18 protein-coding genes are annotated in these 14,928 nt (G+C 49.5%); 2 read left to right on the forward strand and 16 right to left on the reverse strand.

The annotated features are described in order from the left end of the window. Nucleotide 1 precedes the first annotated feature (1 nt). From L9W92_RS05635 to L9W92_RS05675, 9 genes are all read right to left on the reverse strand, one after another. Complete coding sequence (locus tag L9W92_RS05635) at nt 2-700, reverse strand: head maturation protease, ClpP-related (RefSeq protein ID WP_240082771.1); 699 nt, start codon at nt 698-700, stop codon at nt 2-4. Continuing rightward, nucleotides 697-1,920: a phage portal protein gene (locus L9W92_RS05640; RefSeq protein WP_240082772.1), complete on the reverse strand. Its 1,224-nt coding sequence runs from the start codon at nt 1,918-1,920 to the stop codon at nt 697-699. Before L9W92_RS05640 ends, L9W92_RS05635 begins: the two co-directional genes overlap by 4 nt. A gap of 66 nt (nt 1,921-1,986) precedes the next feature. Continuing rightward, nucleotides 1,987-2,679, reverse strand: a complete 693-nt coding sequence (locus L9W92_RS05645) for a DUF3800 domain-containing protein (RefSeq protein ID WP_061212674.1) — start codon at nt 2,677-2,679, stop codon at nt 1,987-1,989. Between the two features lie 174 nt (nt 2,680-2,853). After that, nucleotides 2,854-4,452 (reverse strand): terminase large subunit, encoded by a 1,599-nt coding sequence (locus L9W92_RS05650; protein ID WP_312038066.1) that lies wholly within the window; start codon nt 4,450-4,452, stop codon nt 2,854-2,856. A 108-nt stretch (nt 4,453-4,560) separates the two neighbouring features. Then, a complete protein-coding gene (locus L9W92_RS05655; RefSeq protein ID WP_376741786.1) occupies nt 4,561-4,722 on the reverse strand; it encodes a DUF5049 domain-containing protein in 162 nt (53 codons plus the stop codon). After that, nucleotides 4,719-4,994 (reverse strand): DUF4314 domain-containing protein, encoded by a 276-nt coding sequence (locus L9W92_RS05660; protein WP_240082774.1) that lies wholly within the window; start codon nt 4,992-4,994, stop codon nt 4,719-4,721. The genes L9W92_RS05655 and L9W92_RS05660 overlap by 4 nt, the downstream gene beginning before the upstream one ends. After that, nucleotides 4,991-5,650, reverse strand: a complete 660-nt coding sequence (locus tag L9W92_RS05665; protein WP_240082775.1) for a virulence protein — start codon at nt 5,648-5,650, stop codon at nt 4,991-4,993. The genes L9W92_RS05660 and L9W92_RS05665 overlap by 4 nt, the downstream gene beginning before the upstream one ends. A 65-nt stretch (nt 5,651-5,715) precedes the next feature. Further along, on the reverse strand, nt 5,716-6,951 hold the full coding sequence (locus tag L9W92_RS05670) for a site-specific DNA-methyltransferase (RefSeq protein ID WP_240082776.1): 1,236 nt from the start codon (nt 6,949-6,951) through the stop codon (nt 5,716-5,718). A 6-nt stretch (nt 6,952-6,957) separates the two neighbouring features. Further along, entirely contained in the window at nt 6,958-7,536 is a 579-nt protein-coding gene (locus tag L9W92_RS05675) for a P27 family phage terminase small subunit (RefSeq protein ID WP_240082777.1), read from the reverse strand. Nucleotides 7,537-7,780: 244 nt separating this feature from the next. Between L9W92_RS05675 and L9W92_RS05680 the strand changes: the two genes are divergently transcribed. Together L9W92_RS05680 and L9W92_RS05685 are read left to right on the forward strand one after the other, a co-directional pair. Then, nucleotides 7,781-8,122, forward strand: coding sequence for an AbrB/MazE/SpoVT family DNA-binding domain-containing protein (locus tag L9W92_RS05680; protein WP_240082814.1), 342 nt, complete (start codon nt 7,781-7,783; stop codon nt 8,120-8,122). Further along, a complete protein-coding gene (locus tag L9W92_RS05685; RefSeq protein WP_240082778.1) occupies nt 8,122-8,412 on the forward strand; it encodes a type II toxin-antitoxin system RelE/ParE family toxin in 291 nt (96 codons plus the stop codon). Before L9W92_RS05680 ends, L9W92_RS05685 begins: the two co-directional genes overlap by 1 nt. A gap of 31 nt (nt 8,413-8,443) precedes the next feature. On the opposite strand, the gene L9W92_RS05690 is transcribed toward L9W92_RS05685, so the two are convergent. The 7 genes from L9W92_RS05690 to L9W92_RS05720 form a co-directional block, all read right to left on the reverse strand. Further along, the gene (locus L9W92_RS05690) at nt 8,444-8,797 is read right to left on the reverse strand and encodes an HNH endonuclease (RefSeq protein WP_240082779.1); all 354 of its coding nucleotides are present in this window, start codon (nt 8,795-8,797) and stop codon (nt 8,444-8,446) included. Nucleotides 8,798-8,928: 131 nt separating this feature from the next. Beyond that, nucleotides 8,929-9,378 (reverse strand): sigma-70 family RNA polymerase sigma factor, encoded by a 450-nt coding sequence (locus L9W92_RS05695; protein ID WP_240082780.1) that lies wholly within the window; start codon nt 9,376-9,378, stop codon nt 8,929-8,931. Further along, nucleotides 9,375-10,730, reverse strand: a complete 1,356-nt coding sequence (locus L9W92_RS05700) for an SNF2-related protein (RefSeq protein WP_240082781.1) — start codon at nt 10,728-10,730, stop codon at nt 9,375-9,377. Before L9W92_RS05700 ends, L9W92_RS05695 begins: the two co-directional genes overlap by 4 nt. After that, nucleotides 10,711-10,992, reverse strand: a complete 282-nt coding sequence (locus L9W92_RS05705) for a VRR-NUC domain-containing protein (RefSeq protein ID WP_240082782.1) — start codon at nt 10,990-10,992, stop codon at nt 10,711-10,713. Before L9W92_RS05705 ends, L9W92_RS05700 begins: the two co-directional genes overlap by 20 nt. 342 nt (nt 10,993-11,334) lie before the next feature. After that, nucleotides 11,335-13,686, reverse strand: a complete 2,352-nt coding sequence (locus L9W92_RS05710; protein ID WP_240082815.1) for a virulence-associated E family protein — start codon at nt 13,684-13,686, stop codon at nt 11,335-11,337. Then, the gene (locus tag L9W92_RS05715; RefSeq protein ID WP_240082783.1) at nt 13,683-14,096 is read right to left on the reverse strand and encodes a DUF7768 domain-containing protein; all 414 of its coding nucleotides are present in this window, start codon (nt 14,094-14,096) and stop codon (nt 13,683-13,685) included. The genes L9W92_RS05710 and L9W92_RS05715 overlap by 4 nt, the downstream gene beginning before the upstream one ends. Next, entirely contained in the window at nt 14,083-14,868 is a 786-nt protein-coding gene (locus L9W92_RS05720; protein WP_240082784.1) for a phage antirepressor, read from the reverse strand. Before L9W92_RS05720 ends, L9W92_RS05715 begins: the two co-directional genes overlap by 14 nt. Nucleotides 14,869-14,928: the final 60 nt, after the last annotated feature.

Genomic DNA, 14,928 nt, shown 5'->3' on the forward strand with positions numbered 1-14,928 from the left:
TCTAATGTTTTAACAGGCTGAGCCGCTTTTCCAGGTAGCTGAGCGGGGTAGCGGTTTCAGGTTCAGGTTTCTTATGGGGCAGCTTTTTTACCAGCGCGTTGGTAACCGTCATTTTGTCAAAAAGATAAGCCGCGCTGGGCGGCTCGGTTAGGTGCTCTTCGGTTGTGTACAAGACTTTGTCGGCAAAGCCCAGCTCCACTGCTTTCCAGGCGTTAAACCAGCTTTCGGCATCCATCATGTGTGAGATTTTGGTCCTTGATAAACCGGTTTTTTGTTCGTAGGCATTGATGATGCTTTCTTTAACCTCGGACAGCATGGCAATACCGCTTTGCAGGTCAGATATTTCCCCGCATATAACGGTGGCGGGGTTATGGATCATCATCATGGCTACCGGAGACATGTGAACCTCGTCCGCCGCCATGGCGATTACTGAAGCCGCACTGGCGGCAAGCCCTTCGATTTTGACGGTAATATGTCCCGGATATTCTTTTAACATGGTGTAGATCTGACTGGCGGCAAATACATCGCCACCTGGAGAGTTAAGCATCACCACCACATCACCATCCTCAGCGTTGAGCTCGTTTTTAAACTGCTTGGGGGTAATATCGTCGTCGAACCAGCTGTCCTCAGCGATATACCCATCTAAAAAGAGGGTGCGCTCCTTATCGTTTTTAAGCCAGTTCCAAAACTTTCTGCTCATTTTAAGGCCTCCTTTCTATCGGTATTGGCATACGCGCCCACATCTTCAAGCTTCAGCATGTTGCCGTTCATGGCATAAATATCACCATGCTCGATGGTGTTCATGTTTTCTAAAGTCCGTACATCGTTGGGGCTTAAAAAGCCGTTTTGAATACCTATGGCGTAGCCTTGCATTCTTGAGGCATAGTCGCCGCGTAAAAGCCCGTCCACCACAAAGCCCACAAAATACTGGCCTTTTTCGGATGGGCTGAGCAGAGCTTTATTCATTCCTTGCTCAAGCCTTACCAGCCAGGGTCTAATAGTATGAACTACAAAACTGATGGACTGATGCTCGATGTTGCTGAAGGTGGCTTTATCCAAATTGGCCACCAGATGGGGCGGCACTCGAAAGATCCGGCAAATCTCCTCGGTTTGAAACTTCCTGGTTTCAAGAAACTGCGCCTGTTCCGGCGGAATTCCTATCGGCTGAAATTTCATACCTTCTTCCAGAACCGCTACCCGGTGGGCGTTGCCGCTGCCCTGGTAGACCGCGTTCCAGCTTTCCCGGATTCGGGCCGGGTCTTTGACTACCCCGGGATGCTCTAAAACTCCGCCTGGACTGGCTCCATTGGCAAAGAATTTACCCCCGTATTCTTCGGTGGCAATCGCCATGCCTATGGCGTTCTTGGCCATAGCGATAGGAGAGTAACCCACCAGTCCATCAAAACCAAGCCCGGGAATATGCAGGATATCTTCTGGCCTTAAGATCACATATCCGGTGTTCTTGCGGTATTCGAAATAGAGCTGCCCATCAGTTGTCCGATCCACTGTCATGCGGTCGGGCAGCAAGGGATAAAGAGCTAAGATTCGGCCCCTACCGTCTCTAATTATCTGGGCATAGGCGTTGCCCCATAATAAAAGATGACTCATCAGTGTTTCCCGAAACACAAATGAAGTCATCTCCGGATTAGGCTCATCATGGAGCAGATAATATAGCTGGTGGTCTGTGGCTTTCTCCTTGCCATTGTCCGTGGATCGGTAAATATTGAGTGGCAGACTGGCTATGGTTTCCGCCAGAATTCGGACGCAAGCATATACCGCGGTGGTCTGCATGGCCGTTCTTTCATTGACGGTTTTGCCGCTGGCGGTTCCGCCGAAGAAAAAGCTGTATGTGCTGCCATACAGACGATTTTTAGGACTTGCTCGGGGTTTCAGCAAGCCCGAAAGAAAAGGTATTTTCATAAATCGTTCCTCCTGAAAATGGGCATGAAAAAAGCACCTCCGAGGAGATGCTCAAATATTATGTAACTATGGTAATCGAATTATGTTTAGCTTATTATGCCATCTATTAAGATTATTCCCTTTTTGTGCTTCGAAATAAATTCTGTTCGCAACTATGTCCGCTGCTCTTACAAGTAGTTTTGATTTGGAATTGCACAATTGTAATTGTACATCTAACAGTCTGGGAAAAATTGGTGGATAAAAGGCATTGTAACTGTAATTATATGTTCCATTTCTAAATTCTTGTTCAAGCCCCTCTTTTAATTCATAATATCCATTGGTTGCGGTTGTATGTTCATCGATGTAAAAGTACAGCCGCTCTATATTATCTGGAGCAATCACATTCTTGCGAATCAAGTTTTCAAAAGCTCTTTTAACTCCAATCTTGTATGCGTAATCAAGATATCTTTGTTTATCTTTCTTGCTTTCAAAAATCCTATCCAAGACCGACTTTTGATCAATTACTGCCCCGAATTTGTAACAGTTATTAAGGGAACGAAATAGCTTACCTTTATCCTTATTCGATAAATTAGTTGCCTTAAGTTCAAATTCTTTTGGCAAGTTTCTTGCGGTCCGGATTGCTTTTTCAGCAGCAGCATATCTGTGTGACCATTCCTCCTTAGAAAGGGTACCTAAGATTATCAAGCCGCCGAAAACAAAGATATCATTATGTACTTTGTCAAACACTCCAGATTCATCAGAATAAATATAAATATTCATATGAAACCCTCAAAACAAAAAAACCGCCAATTGGCGGCCTCGTGACCGACGACATTATATGTCGCTTAAACGCTAATTCGGTTACACGAGTATACAGCGTATTTCTACCTGCATATTAATTATATGTTTAATGAGGGCGAAAGTCAACGGAGTCTGGTTTTTTTTAATTTTACATTAAATGATAATTATTCCTCTTTGATCATATACACTACCATCGTTACCCTCATGTCGAATAGCCCTATCCAACGCCATAATCAGTGCAACAGCTCCATCAATCCGTTCGGTGCTTTTCTCTTTATCGGGCTTGATATTGCCAGCCGGGTCTGTGCGGATAAAAATATTATCCATCATCCAGCGCAGAACCGGATGACCGCCATGGGCGATCTTTTCTTCCAGGGTCAGTTTCATTAGTTCCTTGGTAGGAGGGGACATATCCTTAAACCCCTGGCCAAACGGCACCACCGTAAAACCAAGCCCTTCCAGGTTCTGTGTCATCTGGACCGCTCCCCAGCGGTCAAAGGCAATTTCTTTAATGTTGTATTTGGTTCCGAGTTCCTCGATAAAGCTTTCGATGAATCCGTAATGTACCACATTGCCTTCGGTGGTTTTAAGATACCCCTGCTTTTGCCACAGGTCATAGTTTACGTGATCGCGCCGAACACGCAGGTCGAGGTTTTCTTCCGGTATCCAGAAGTAGGGGAGAATATGAAATTTATCGTCCTCATCAACCGGCGGAAAAACCAGCACAAAAGCTGTTATATCGGTAGTGCTGGACAAGTCCAACCCGCCATAGCACACCCGGCCTTTTAGTTCTTCCGTGTCAACCTTGAAAGCGCATTTGTCCCATTTCTCCATGGGCATCCAGCGTACTGCCTGTTTGACCCATTGGTTGAGCCTAAGCTGCCGGAAGCTGTTTTCCTCAGCGGGGTTTTGTTTTGCGCTTTCACAGGCAGCTTTAATCTTGTCGATACTTACGGTTATACCCAGCGACGGATTAACTTTTTTCCACACTTTAGGGTCAGTCCAGTCGTCATCTTCCTCCGCTCCATAGATTACAGGATAAAACGTAGCATCATGCTTGCGACCGGCCAGCAGATCTTTGGCTTTTTGATGCACCTCATAGCAAATACTGTTGACGTTATCGCCCGCTGTTGTGATGAGGAAGTAAAGCGGCTGCATCCTTGCATCCCCGGAGCCTTTGGTCATGACGTCAAACAGTTTCCGGTTAGGCTGGGTATGCAGCTCGTCAAACACCACGCCGTGGATGTTGAAACCATGCTTCGAATAGGCTTCAGCCGACAGCACTTGATAAAAGCTATTGGTCGGCAGGTAAATAAGCCGCTTGGTGGAGGCCAGGATCTTAACACGTTTGTTTAGTGCGGGACACATCCGCACCATATCGGCGGCAACCTCGAACACAATAGATGCCTGCTGGCGGTCGGCAGCACAGCCATAAACCTCAGCACGCTCCTCGTTGTCCCCGCAGGTGAGAAGCAAGGCAATGGCGGCCGCCAGTTCAGACTTACCCATTTTCTTTGGAATTTCCACATAAGCCGTATTGAATTGCCTATAGCCGTTGGGTTTCAGTATCCCAAAAATATCGCGTATAATCTGTTCCTGCCAGTCTATGAGTTCAAAGGGCTTACCAGCCCAGGAGCCTTTGGTGTGGCACAGGGCTTGGATGAACGCCACAGCATAGTCGGCGGCATCTTTACTGTATTTTGAATCCGGTGCCATATACTGTGTCGGTTTATATTTCTTTAGTTTACGTATATTGCCGCCTCCTTTCTTAAAGCGAACAAAAGAAAAGAGCCTCATAAGAAGCTCTGTTAACCGTATATTTATTGCTCTTCAGTTATTTGTTCTCACCTTCCTCGCCCGTCAGGATAAAGCGGGCGTACTCGGTCTTGTAATCATTAAGGTATTAACCAGTTCGTGAAAACCTTGGGAGTATGCTTCCTGCCTAACGCGGGGGATGTCAAACATATTCGTAGCGCCGCTTTCCCTGATGGCTAAAATCTGCAACCGAATGGTTTCGTTCATTTGTTTTCCTCCATTTCTGCCGACTTAGCGGCTGCCCGGCGCAGGGTATCATCGAGTTTTCTTATCTCATCCTCGCCAAATACTACCCCCAGCCCGCTACCGGAATCCCAGTTGACAAATACGGTGCCGGTATCGTCTACAAATGATACTGTGCCTTGGTCGCCGGGCCTCAGCCTGGTGTACGGGTCCTCCATACGGACCATCTCGACCCGCGTACCCGGGGGATAATATGACCTCAAAACCTTTAACATTTCAGGATTAATTTGCTTCATGCTTCAGGCCCCTCCTCCGAATTGCGCTGGCCGTTTTTGAAAGCGGCGCTACCGGTTAGCCTGGAGAGCAGGATTTTTCGTTCCTCTTTGTATTCCGGCCCGATAAATCCTAAGCGCAGCAAGAAGCAGCGAAAGGCATATTTTTCGTTGTCATAAGCCTTTTCGGTGGCGGTTACCCGATGCTGGTTCTTGGCCATGGCGCAGAGCGCACCGATGAAGCGGGCATAGGCGTTGACTTCTTCCGCTGCAAGGCTCCTGGAGAACCAGGGGAAACGCAGCCTGTCCTCGGTCAGTTCAATTGGCAATCTGTCTGTGTCCAGGGCTTTCTTAATAAGGGTTTCCTTGCTCTTAACCAGCCGCTCCAGATTGGCAATGGCGGCTTCGGTAAAACCTTCCCTGGGCATCTCAATAACCAGTACGTTTGGCGCTTCAAATTGAAATCCGCGCCGGTCAAGCTCGTTTAATAGTTGCTCAAGATCTTCCTCACTGTTGTTTTCACTGGCGCTGAGGGTGCCTTCTTTGTTGACGGTAAACCCGCCTATGACATAAGCAAAGGTCGGTGCGCCTTTGTATTCCGGCGCAGTATTCAGGATTTCGCTGATTGCCTGAACCAGTTCTTTACGTCTAGCACCGGTAACGTTAAACTTAAATTCCATGGGATCGACCACCTTTCTTTTTGGTAGTCATATACATCACTCTTAAGCTGTGGAATAGCAAGCCTTTATACCAGTTTTGGCACACTGTTAAAGGGTATTTTCTGACCGCTGCGCATTAGGAAAACATCAGCGTCAGAACCCTTAAATTCAATGTACCTATTCACAATAACATCGCAGAACTTCTCGTCCAGTTCCACAGTGTGACAAATCCGGCCAGTTTGCTCACAGGCGATCAGGGTACTGCCCGAACCGCCGAACGGATCAAGAACAATACACCCTGTCATGCTGGAGTTGAGTATCGGGTAAGCTACCAGCGGCACGGGTTTCATGGTCGGGTGGTCAGTATTCTTCCTAGGCTTGTCAAACTCCCAGATGGTAGACTGCTTACGGTCGGAGTACCAGGCGTGTTTGCCCGTTTTCTTCCAGCCAAACAGGATCGGCTCGTGCTGCCACTGGTAAGGCGAGCGCCCCAGTACCAGCGACTGCTTTTTCCAGATACACGTTCCCGAGAGATAGAATCCTGCTTCTAAAAAGGCTTTGCGGAAATTCAGTCCTTCGGTATCGGCGTGGAACACATAGATACTTGCGTCCTTGGCCATCGCCTTTTCGGTCAGGGTGAAAGCTTCCAGCAGAAACTGATAGAACTTTTGGTCCGCCATGTTGTCGTTTTTAATTTTGCCTGCTGTACCCTCATAATTGACGTTGTAGGGAGGGTCTGTCACCACCAGGTTGGCAAGTTTGCCATCCATGAGCAGGGAAAAGGTTTCCGCTTTGGTACTGTCGCCGCAGACCAAGCGATGCTGCCCCAGTAACCAGAGGTCACCCGCCTTAGTTATAGCGGGCTTGGCTAGTTCGCCTTCTACATCAAAGTCGTCTTCTTTAACGTCCTCGGCACCGCCCAATAGTTTGTTCAGTTCCGTGTCATCAAAGCCGAGAAGAAATACGTCAAAATCGGCAGCCTGCAAATCCGCAAGCTCTACCGAGAGCATCTCCACGTCCCAGCCAGCGTTCAGGGCAAGGCGGTTATCGGCTATAATATAGGCCCGCTTCTGGGCTTCAGTCAGGTGTTCAGCGAACACGCAAGGTACTTCAGTAATACCTTCCTCCTTGGCAGCGAGGATGCGCCCGTGTCCTGCAATGACGTTGAGGTCTTTGTCTACAATTACCGGGTTGACGAAGCCGAACTCCCTGAGTGATGCTCGAAGCTGAAGTATTTGTTCCTTGCTATGGGTGCGGGCATTGCGTGCATAAGGTACTAACCGGTCAATATTAACTTTTTCAAAACGCTCGGTTGTGTTCATCTATTCCTACCGTCCTTTCCTGCCTGACAGCAGGGCTTCCATAATATCATCCTGCGGGTTGCCGACAAAGGCTGTAGTGCAATTCTGTTTTACGATGTCAAAAATCTCGTACCAAATGAGGTTGGCCTGCTTCTGAAAAGATTGGCTCATCTGTACGAAGGGGCTGGCTATAGCGCCACCCGTAGTCGGATGTTTGCCCAAAAGCCCATAGGTGCTGATGGCTTCCTCACACTGGATGTAGCGAGTGAAAGCCTGAGCATAGGCTTCAATCAATCTTGGGTTAACGAATTTCTCACACCCGCGCTCTTTAAGCCATTTCCAAGTTTCTCTGAACAGATCGTCAGCGCCCAGCGGCTTACCATCTCTCTGTCTCGCGCTGAGGTAATCGCTGGGCGTTGGCATATCTTCTCCATATAAATCGGCCGCATCGTCAAGGTCGTCCGCTTCAAGCATCGACTCGGGATGCAGTTCCGGGGCGGCTAAAACTTTTGCGGCCTTTCCGGCCGAGATTTTGTCAGCCAGGGGCTGCGGCTTGTCACCGGCGCGGACCCTGCGGCCGCCCCTATTGGTTCCGTCTTTTGCCACAAGCCTTCACCTCCTTACTGTGGCGTGGTTTAATCCCCCGTTTGAACCGTAATTTTTACGCGCGAAGGGGGCCGCCCGTTCTCCAGGGCAGGGCTGTAGAGATTTTGCCCCCCTACCCTTGAGTTTTCTTTGTTTCTTTGATAGTATTTAATCAAAGATTCTTTGTATATTTTCTGTTGGATCAGCATATACTACCAAAGGAGGAATACTAGTGCCGCAAGTTAAAACCAAAGGAGAAAATCCTATGATAAAGAAACGTATCTCGGTATCTCAGAAACGTCAGATAACCATACCGATTGAGTTTTATAACAGCGTCGGCATTGACAAGGAAGTGGAATGCTATGTCCAAAACAATGCCATCGTCATCCGTCCCGTTCGGGAAAGCGGCGGAGAATTTGACGAACAAATCCTGGCCGATTTAATAGCCCAGGGTCTTTCAGGACAAGAACTGCTGGATAAGTTTAAGGAAACCCGCCGCCAAATCCGTCCCGCTGTGGAACGCTTGCTTGATGAAGCCCGTCTTGCTGCTCAGGGCCAAGCATCAAGCAAAACTTATGAAGATGTTTTTGGCTCGGAGGCAGACTGATGACCAAATTAGTCATTCTGCCTCCCGCCGCTCGCTATCTTAAAAAGCTAAAAGAGAAACCGCTAAAAGAGAAATTCCGAGCAGCCATTGATCAGATTCAATTGGATCCCTATTGTGGTGATCCCAAAACCGGTGATCTTTCCGGCATATATTGCTGCGACATTTTCCATAACAAAACCAACTACGAACTTGCCTATACCATTATTGAGGAAGATGACGAAACCGTTGTCGTTATACTTGCGGGTACCCGCGAAAACTTCTATGAAGAACTGAAGCGATACATGAAGTAAGGATGCCGTTCCTAACAGCGCACGTATCTCTTTAACCCCACCGGCCGCCTTCTTTTGCAGTTATTCTCGAATGGCAGCTAGTGCATAACGCCATGAGATTATCCGCTGTATGGGTTCCACCCCTTGAAAGCGGTACAACATGGTGCACCTCCTCAGCTGGTGTCAATTTGCCTTCCTTCTGACACCTTTCGCAAAGGGGATGCTCATTTATATACCGGTCGCGAATGCGCTTCCAAGTCCTGTTGTAGCGTTTCTTCATGGCGGGGTCGCGCTGATTGCGTTCATATCGTTTTGTCTCTTCTTTGGTGTGCTCCTCGCAAAACCTTCCGTACGTCAGCTTTGGACAGCCAGGGTAGGAACACGGCCGCTTGGGCTTAAAGGGCATTAGTGATCACCTCGTTATAGGCATACAAAAAGCCCTCGCAGATATGACCCTACGAAGGCTCTCGATGTGGCTTCCGATACTATTATTATACAGTGCCCTTAAGCAAACACTCCCTCAGAATTCCCTCATCTTTATCCGAACAGCATACTGCGCAGGTGGTTAAGCGCGTTGCTCCGCAGCCGCTCGATATGGCTTTCGCTGTAGCTGAGTTCACTCATCAGACGGTAGGTTGCGCCGGACTTCTGGTTGTCACCCATGTAGAATTCAGATAGGATGTGCTGCTCAGTGTCCGTCAAGCTTGACCAGGCAGGCTCGAACCATGCCATATACTCTATCGCCTGGCTGTAGCGTTCCCGCAGGATGTCCAGCTTGTCAATCTGCGCCGCCAGTTTGTCGGCTCCAGCCTGCGGATTCCTTGCGGACGGCATACTGGATAGCTTGGGGGTTCTGGGCGCAATCATTTCTTCGTACACACTCTTTATTTCCTCTGGAGTGTTGTTGATGATAAACCGCATGTTGTTGTAGTCGCGGATGGCGGCAATCGTCGCCGCATTTTTGTTGATATATTTCAGCGCAATCATGCTACCACCTCCTTCAGGTTTGCTTTTACCGCATCAATCAGGGCGGTCTGGGTCTTGTCCTTTCTTTCCAGGGCGCGCATCACATCTTCATCAATGGTGCCATTGGTGATGATGTGGTGGATAACCACCGTATCCTTTTGACCCTGCCGCCACAGCCGGGCGTTGGTCTGCTGGTAGAGTTCAAGGCTCCAGGTAAGCCCAAACCATACCAGAATGGAGCCGCCCGCCTGCAAATTCAATCCGTGTCCGGCCGATGCCGGATGAATCACGGCCAGTGGTATTTTTCCGTCATTCCAGCGCCTAATGGAAGCAGTGCTGTCCAGCTTCTCAGCGGGGAAACGATTAATTATCCTCTCCAGATCGTGCTTGAACCAGTAAGCTACCAAAACAGGCTTGCCGTTGGCGGCTTCGATAATATCCTCCATGGCATCCAGCTTGCGGTTGTGGATATGCGCCACGCCTTTATCCTCGTCATACACCGCGCCGTTGGCCATCTGCAGGAGCTTGCCGGAAAGCGCCGCGGCGTTGGCGGCATCAATTTCCCGACCTTTAAGGGACAGTACCAACTCGCGCTTCATTGCCTGGTAGCAAGCCATTTCATTTTCTGACAGCCTGACGGGGATCTCGTTCATCACCAGTTCCGGCAGCTTCAAATAGTCGGTATTTTTCATGCTGATGGTGATGTCGGAAATCAGCCGGTAAATAGCTTCCTCGGCACCGGGCCGGGGTTTGTATGAAAACACCATCTGCTGGTTACGCTTGTCCGGCATAAAATAATTATTGCGGAAGTGGGTGATATATCTGCCAAGGCGCTGCCCCATATCAAGAATGCCGATTTCAGCCCACAGGTCCATCAATCCATTGGATGAAGGCGTACCGGTAAGGCCGACTATCCGTTTAACCCCAGGCCGAACCTTGCGCAGGGCCTTGAACCGTTTGGAGCCGTTATCCTTGAAAGAACTCAACTCGTCGATTACCACCATATCGAAGTCGAAGGGAAGGCCGCTTTTATTCACCAGCCAGTCGACATTCTCCCGGTTGATGATGTACACTTGCGCTCTTTTCCTAAGCGCAGCTTTCCGCTGGGCTTCGCTACCTATAGCCACCGAGCAGGTAAGCCCCTTTAAGTGATCCCATTTTTCAATTTCCGTGGGCCATGTATCCCGTGCCACCCTAAGCGGGGCAATGACCAGAACCTTGCGAATCTCGAAACTTTCCAGGGTAAGGTCGAAGATGGCTGTCAGCGTAATGACGCTTTTGCCAAGTCCCATTTTAAGCAGAACAGCCGCGATTGGATGCTTAAGGATGAATCTTGTGGCATAATCCTGATATTCATGTGGCTCGTATCTCATTCAGCATCCCTCCAATCTGCTCCGGGCTATCTATGACGTACACCGAAAACCCTAACGCTTCCAGTTGTCTTTTTCGTCTTACCTGCAAAGGCCGTAATTTACATCCCATCGCTTTAATTTCTGCAAAGGCCATCCGTCCATCGGGCAATAATATTAAGCGGTCGGGCACTCCATCGAACCCTGGTGACACAAACTTTAGCGCTAAACCATCCATGCCGCGGACTGCCTTGACCAGTTTTTGTTCTATCTTTTTTTCTCGCATAGGACTCCCCATAGCATTTTTATTCCTTTCATCTTGTTGCTACTTGCTCATTTGCTGGAACGGAACACACCTTGGAACAATAACCTGGAACAGCCTCGAACCCTGAATTTACAAGGCATTCCGCTCAGTTGTGTTCCAGTCGTACCGAAAAATTCCTTATAGACCCTTACGCGTGTATATAGTTCCATATAGGTACAGAGAGTAATAATACAAATAACTCATATATAATTCTTGGAACACTTGGAACAGAACTTGTCGAGTTGCCTATTCTTCTAAGCTAACGCCTGTTCCCACTGTTCTCTTTTCCTGGAACAAACCCGGAACGCTTGGAACACCTCTGCCTTAATCCGGCTTTCTCAACCACACATTTTGGGGGCCGTAGCCAATGATTCGGATCTTCTTATCCCCGCGCCGCCAGTCGGTCATTTTCTGCATGATGGCGGTGATTTCATAGCTGTCGCGGGTTCTGATGTCCTCGCGGTTCTTGTTCAGGCACTCGCACCAGATCTCAATATTGCTGACAATATCGCGCCGTTTAACACCTGGCGGCCTGGTTGGGTCATTCTGATCCCGGAAATAATCACGTCTTCGGTATACATCCAAAGTGTCCCAGTTCTCCGGCAGAAGCATGTCGAGATACTCGCGTACCAAGCCTTCACGTTCATCAGATTCCATGGCGTCTGCCTGCTCACTGACCGCCGCCTCCGCATCGGCTCCCTCAAGGTAGAGCTTCTCACCGTTGTTCCATATCAGCTTGGCCTCGGCCCAAATCTGAAGAACATCATCATCTGTGATATCCCAACCACGCCTGGCATTTTTACCGCTTACACGGACTGGCCAGAAGCGGCGGTTGCCGGTCACATCACGAAGAAAACCGGCACTTTCGCTGTTGGTGCTGCCCACAATAATACATTGACGAGGATGGCTTTCAGTTACATGTCCGTAGCTGGCACGATAGTTATCATCACAACGGGATAAAAATGCTTTTACGTTGTTAACGTCAGTTTTCCGGATACCAGCAAGTTCGGGGATTTCTATAATCCAGAACCCCTGTATCTTTTCAGGAGCATCCTTGCCTTTTCCCATGTCAGCAAAGGTCAGGCTGTCGGAAAACCACTCTCCGGCCAGCTTGCCAAAGAACGTGGATTTTCCAAGTCCAGTCGCCCCATTAATGACCAGCATGTAGTCAAACTTAATCCCAGGCTGATAAATGCGGGCGACCGCCGCCGCAAAAGTCTTTCTAGTAACAGCCCTGGTGTACGGGGTATCTTCTGCACCGAAGTAATCAATCAGAAGCGTTTCGACTCTTTTAATGCCGTCCCAGGTAGGAAGTGTGTTAAGATACTCACGTATCGGATGGAATTGTCGGGCAGCTGCTGCTGCCATAACGGCATTATTCGTCTTAGTCGGTGAGTAGATGCCATAATGATTTTGCAGATATTCATAAAGTTTCGCCGCGTCCGTTTCGCTCCAGCCAGGTTTGAACCTTTGCCAGGGTATTTCCCCACGAACATCCACACCGTCCCGCAGTTGGTTAAAAACGATACCGCTCAAATTAGGGTCATTGTTTAATATCAGAAGATAGTTTCCGAAACTGTCTTTAACAGCACCGGTCTTTTCAAGTTCCAGGGCCTTCTGCCAATCCGCATCCCTAAACTCGTTCTCCGCCTGGGCTTTACGTTCTTCAGCCAACTGCTCCTTGACCCGTTCATCCTTTATGGCTAGTTCCGTCATGGCCCTAAAGGAGGGCAGCTTTCCCGGAGGGGTATCCAAAGCGGTCTTGTCGTCGAGGTCGCGGAAGCGGTGTATTCGCACCAGATCAAAGGCATTCAGCAGCCTGCCGCAGGCCGGATCGGTAGCGTGATGGCTGTAGGCGAATTTACCATCGTATATGACCAGTCCCGCTGAAGAATCAGCAGGGATATAGTCGTAACGCCCATTCATCGCGCTGCGCTCATAGACGTCGGATAAAAAAGTCTCAATTGCATCCTCAATCGAGTAAGCCCGGCAGAACGCACCGACTGCACCTTCCTTGGTGAGCGGATCGGCTTGCTGGGTAATTTGGCTACGAACCACTTCTGACTGGCGCGAGGATACAGGCCACAAGGAAGTATCCCGCCAGTCAGTGTATTTTTCGAGATATATATCGGGGTTGAGCAGTTCGCCTTCTTTTTCTTGGAACACAAACTCACCGTCAGATGGCGTTGACGGCCAATACATAAGCCGTGATGGCTCATAAGTCGTGTCATCAAACAAGTCGATACCGATTTCCTTGGCTACCATGCGACCAAGAGCGGGGTACTCGTCCTCGCTTACCTCGCGGGACAGGGGAATAACAAGCCGCAGGCGCGGTGCATCCGGCGTGTGTTTGTGAGTGGAGTAAACGCAGCACTTGAAATCGTAGAGCATATTAATTTCATCCCAAATTCCTGGCCTGGCATAGTCCATATCCAAGGTGAGCAGGGAGCGGCAAAGGACATAACCGTTCCTGCGTTTGCCCTTGCGCAGAGCGCCGCCCACGAAGCCGCCCACATCTTTGATGGAATCCTGCTGCGCGCGGCTCATCTTGCGGAATTCCGATACCGTTTCGGTGGTGCGGATCGTCGTGCTGACCCGGGAGAGAAAGTTTTCCCATGAGATGTCCCTGTTTTTCCACTTCTTATCCATGCGGCTGTTGCCGACCGCTATCTTCACGTTCCCTGCACCTCCTCGCATTTCTCAGTAAAGTGCCGAATGGGGATGCCCTGCTTTTTCGCTTTGCTGATTTCCCGGGCCATACCGTCCGACACCCGGTGGCCGAACACCCACAGCTCATCGCATTTGCTAAGTAGAACCAGGGCAAAATTTAGCCCGAGATCGCGCTCTTCACGGTTGCCGTCGTCCATAAACTGTGGGTAGTGGAGATGTGGTGCGAGGGGGATGTACCCCTTGCTGACGGCAAACCGGCAATAGCCCAATGCACGGATGATGTTGTGTTCAGTGTCACCGGCAAAAGGAGAGCAGATGTAAACCAGCGGACGGTACCGTTTTTCCTTTCGCGCCGCACCGTCCGAAGAAAGAGCGGCTATATGTTCCGGGCAGCCCCCGCTGTTACGCCCGTCCATCCCTATCCGCCCCTCCCCCGAGAAAGTAGTTGACAAAATACTGCTGCCCTTTGCCAGTAACTTTGGTGGTCTTGCTGATGGTGACATGACCATCCGAATGGGTAATGGCGGTTTCTTTTACTTTGAAAAGACCGAGTTCCATGGCCTTTTGGGTCGGCGCGTTGTAGTCGGTGCCTTTGCGCTTGATAAGGAAGCCGTCCTGGCGGAGCCTTTCAAACAGGCGGTTCTGGCCGATTTCGATACCGTTGCCTTTGAGGATTTTCGCCAGTTCGCCGATTAAAATGGTGCCGTCCGATACGGATACAGCATCGGCAAATACCACCTTAGGCTTATCTTGGGCGACCTGTAGCTGAAGCCGCTCTTTTTCCTGGCGTTCCTCCTTGAGGGCGGTCAAGAGCTTAATCCAGGAGTCAGGGTCATTCATGATTTCTTCCAGCTTAGAGGTTGTGATGTAAGCTCCGTGTCTGCGAATCTGAGGAAGAACCTCGTGGGTAACCCAGCGTTTAAACTTCTTGGCTTCGGGCTTGTCAGAGCGCAGGATAACATTGTAAAGCCCGCTCTCGTTAACGATGTTGGTTTGCTGCCGCCTACCCATACTGTCGGTGACGTAAGCCAGACTTACATCATCCTCGTCAAGCCGGTCGGCAATCATGCGAGCGTTGCTGAGTTCCAGCACTCCGCACACATCCTTTAGCACCCACCAAGTTTCGCCGTTCCTCTGGATGGTTCTGACCTCTTTTCCCTCGTAGGAGAATACCTGTAGTTCGTTCATATGGATTCGTCCTTTCCGAAGGCTTGGATTTTGTTTTTGGCCTTCGCTATATCGCCACCA

It is taken from the genome of Pelotomaculum terephthalicicum JT, assembly GCF_022410535.1.
Lineage (GTDB): Bacteria > Bacillota > Desulfotomaculia > Desulfotomaculales > Pelotomaculaceae > Pelotomaculum_D > Pelotomaculum_D terephthalicicum.

Coding starts and splice junctions, on each gene's coding strand:
- L9W92_RS05635 (WP_240082771.1), bottom strand. CDS start 700: ATGAGCAGAAAGTTTTGGAACTGGCTTAAAAACGATAAGGAGCGCACC.
- L9W92_RS05640 (WP_240082772.1), bottom strand. CDS start 1,920: ATGAAAATACCTTTTCTTTCGGGCTTGCTGAAACCCCGAGCAAGTCCT.
- L9W92_RS05645 (WP_061212674.1), bottom strand. CDS start 2,679: ATGAATATTTATATTTATTCTGATGAATCTGGAGTGTTTGACAAAGTA.
- L9W92_RS05655 (WP_376741786.1), bottom strand. CDS start 4,722: ATGAACGAAACCATTCGGTTGCAGATTTTAGCCATCAGGGAAAGCGGC.
- L9W92_RS05660 (WP_240082774.1), bottom strand. CDS start 4,994: ATGAAGCAAATTAATCCTGAAATGTTAAAGGTTTTGAGGTCATATTAT.
- L9W92_RS05665 (WP_240082775.1), bottom strand. CDS start 5,650: ATGGAATTTAAGTTTAACGTTACCGGTGCTAGACGTAAAGAACTGGTT.
- L9W92_RS05670 (WP_240082776.1), bottom strand. CDS start 6,951: ATGAACACAACCGAGCGTTTTGAAAAAGTTAATATTGACCGGTTAGTA.
- L9W92_RS05680 (WP_240082814.1), top strand. CDS start 7,781: ATGATAAAGAAACGTATCTCGGTATCTCAGAAACGTCAGATAACCATA.
- L9W92_RS05685 (WP_240082778.1), top strand. CDS start 8,122: ATGACCAAATTAGTCATTCTGCCTCCCGCCGCTCGCTATCTTAAAAAG.
- L9W92_RS05690 (WP_240082779.1), bottom strand. CDS start 8,797: ATGCCCTTTAAGCCCAAGCGGCCGTGTTCCTACCCTGGCTGTCCAAAG.
- L9W92_RS05695 (WP_240082780.1), bottom strand. CDS start 9,378: ATGATTGCGCTGAAATATATCAACAAAAATGCGGCGACGATTGCCGCC.
- L9W92_RS05700 (WP_240082781.1), bottom strand. CDS start 10,730: ATGAGATACGAGCCACATGAATATCAGGATTATGCCACAAGATTCATC.
- L9W92_RS05705 (WP_240082782.1), bottom strand. CDS start 10,992: ATGCGAGAAAAAAAGATAGAACAAAAACTGGTCAAGGCAGTCCGCGGC.
- L9W92_RS05715 (WP_240082783.1), bottom strand. CDS start 14,096: ATGGACGGGCGTAACAGCGGGGGCTGCCCGGAACATATAGCCGCTCTT.
- L9W92_RS05720 (WP_240082784.1), bottom strand. CDS start 14,868: ATGAACGAACTACAGGTATTCTCCTACGAGGGAAAAGAGGTCAGAACC.